The following is a 1521-nucleotide window of genomic DNA, read 5'->3' as shown; positions in this document are numbered from 1 at the left end:
CCTCGCCGGTGTGCAGCAGGTGCTCGCGCATGGCCTCGCGGCAGGCCCCGGTATCGCCCTGTTCCAGGGCCTCCAGGATGAGGCGGTGGTCGTGCAGGGAGCCCGCGCGACGGGCTTCGGTCATGAGCGGGGCCGCACGGCTCTCGGAGACCAGGTCGCGCAGCATGGCGGCTGTCTCCCAGACCACCTCGTTGCCCGTGCAGCGCGCCAGGGCCGTGTGGAAGCGCGCGTCCAGCCCTGCGAAATCGGCGTCGGCGCAGCGCTCCTGCTCCGCCAGGACGCGGCGCAGGCGTTCCAGGTCTTCCGGCTTGCGCCGCCGGGCGGCCAGAGCGGCCACTTCGGGCTCCAGGAGAAGCCGGAATTCCATGACGTCGCGGATGCGCCCGGGCCTCCGGGCGACCTGCATCTCCAGAAAGCGCGCGTTGTGGGCGTCGTCGAGCATGGGCACTCCTTGCCCGGAGCGTTCCGGGCGTTCCATCATGGCCCAGGCGCGCCCGGCGCGCAAGCCGCTGTAGTTTACGCAACCATCGGTGCATGGTAGTATGTAACCGGTTCATCCATCCACAGCGCGGGGGATCGGGCATGCGTCCACCACCAGCCGACGGCGAGGCGGCGAGGCCTGCGAGGCGCGGACGCGTCGGGCGCACGCTTGCCGCCGCGGCCATGCTGGCCGTGCTGGCGCTCGTTGCCTTCCTGGCCCATGCGCCGTCGCGCACCCAGGCCCTCAACGCCTCCCTGGCGGCACTGGGCGTGGAGGCCTCCGCCGACGACACCGTGCTCTCCGTGGACCCGCCCCGCGCGGAACTCTTCCAGGTGCGCCTGCGCCGCTCCTTCCCCGACATGGAGGTGGACATCCGGGCCGCGCGCTGCGTCTTCGAGCGCCGCGACGCCCCGGACGGCCGCCACTGGCTGGTGCGCGTGGAGTCCCCGCGCGTGTCCGTGACGCTCACGGGGCGCAAGGCCTCCGAGGGGCCGCAGGAGCGTCCGTCCCAGCCGCCCATGGCGCTGGGCAGCCTGCGCGTTCTGGTCTCCGACGGCGAGATGCGCCTTGCCCTGCCGCAGGGCGAAGCCTGGGCCACGGGACTCAGCCTGGACGCAGCCTCGACGGGGGCGTTCTCCCTGGCGGGGCGTTGCGGCGCGGCGATCCGGACGGGCCTCAAGGAGCCGGATACCGTCCGGGCCGAAAGCGACATCGCCCTGGACGGGAGTTTCGACCTCCCCGCGCGTTCCCTGCGCGCCGCCTTCCGCCTGGAGCGGGGCGAGGCCTCCGCCGCATGGCTGCGGGCGTCGCTCTCGGCCTCGGGCGAGGCGGACGTGGCGGGCGATTCGGCGCGGCTCACGGGGCTGGTGCTGGAGGTGCCCGCGCTGGCCCTGGAGGGCGCTCCCCAGGACGTTCCCGAGGTGGCGGCCCGGGCCTTGGCCGCGCTGCCCAGGGGGCTCTCGGACCGGCTCAAAGCCCCAGGGAACTTTTCCGGCGGGCGCGCGGCCCTGGACGTGGAGTCCCTGACCGTGCCGGGGCTC

2 protein-coding genes are annotated in these 1521 nt (G+C 74.0%); one reads left to right on the top strand and one right to left on the bottom strand.

The features are described from left to right. Positions 1-442, bottom strand: a 442-nt coding sequence (locus ACV4UX_RS19695; protein WP_491594971.1) for a FadR/GntR family transcriptional regulator, incomplete at its 3' end; no start/stop codon positions are given. A gap of 140 nt (positions 443-582) precedes the next feature. On the opposite strand from ACV4UX_RS19695, the gene ACV4UX_RS19690 reads away from it, so the two are divergent. After that, a partial coding sequence (locus ACV4UX_RS19690) for a hypothetical protein (protein WP_491594970.1) occupies positions 583-1521 on the top strand: 939 nt, incomplete at its 3' end.

The organism is Fundidesulfovibrio sp. (assembly GCF_058402725.1).
The sequence above is the reverse complement of the archived record's forward strand: the minus strand, read 5'-3'. Positions and strand labels throughout refer to the sequence as shown.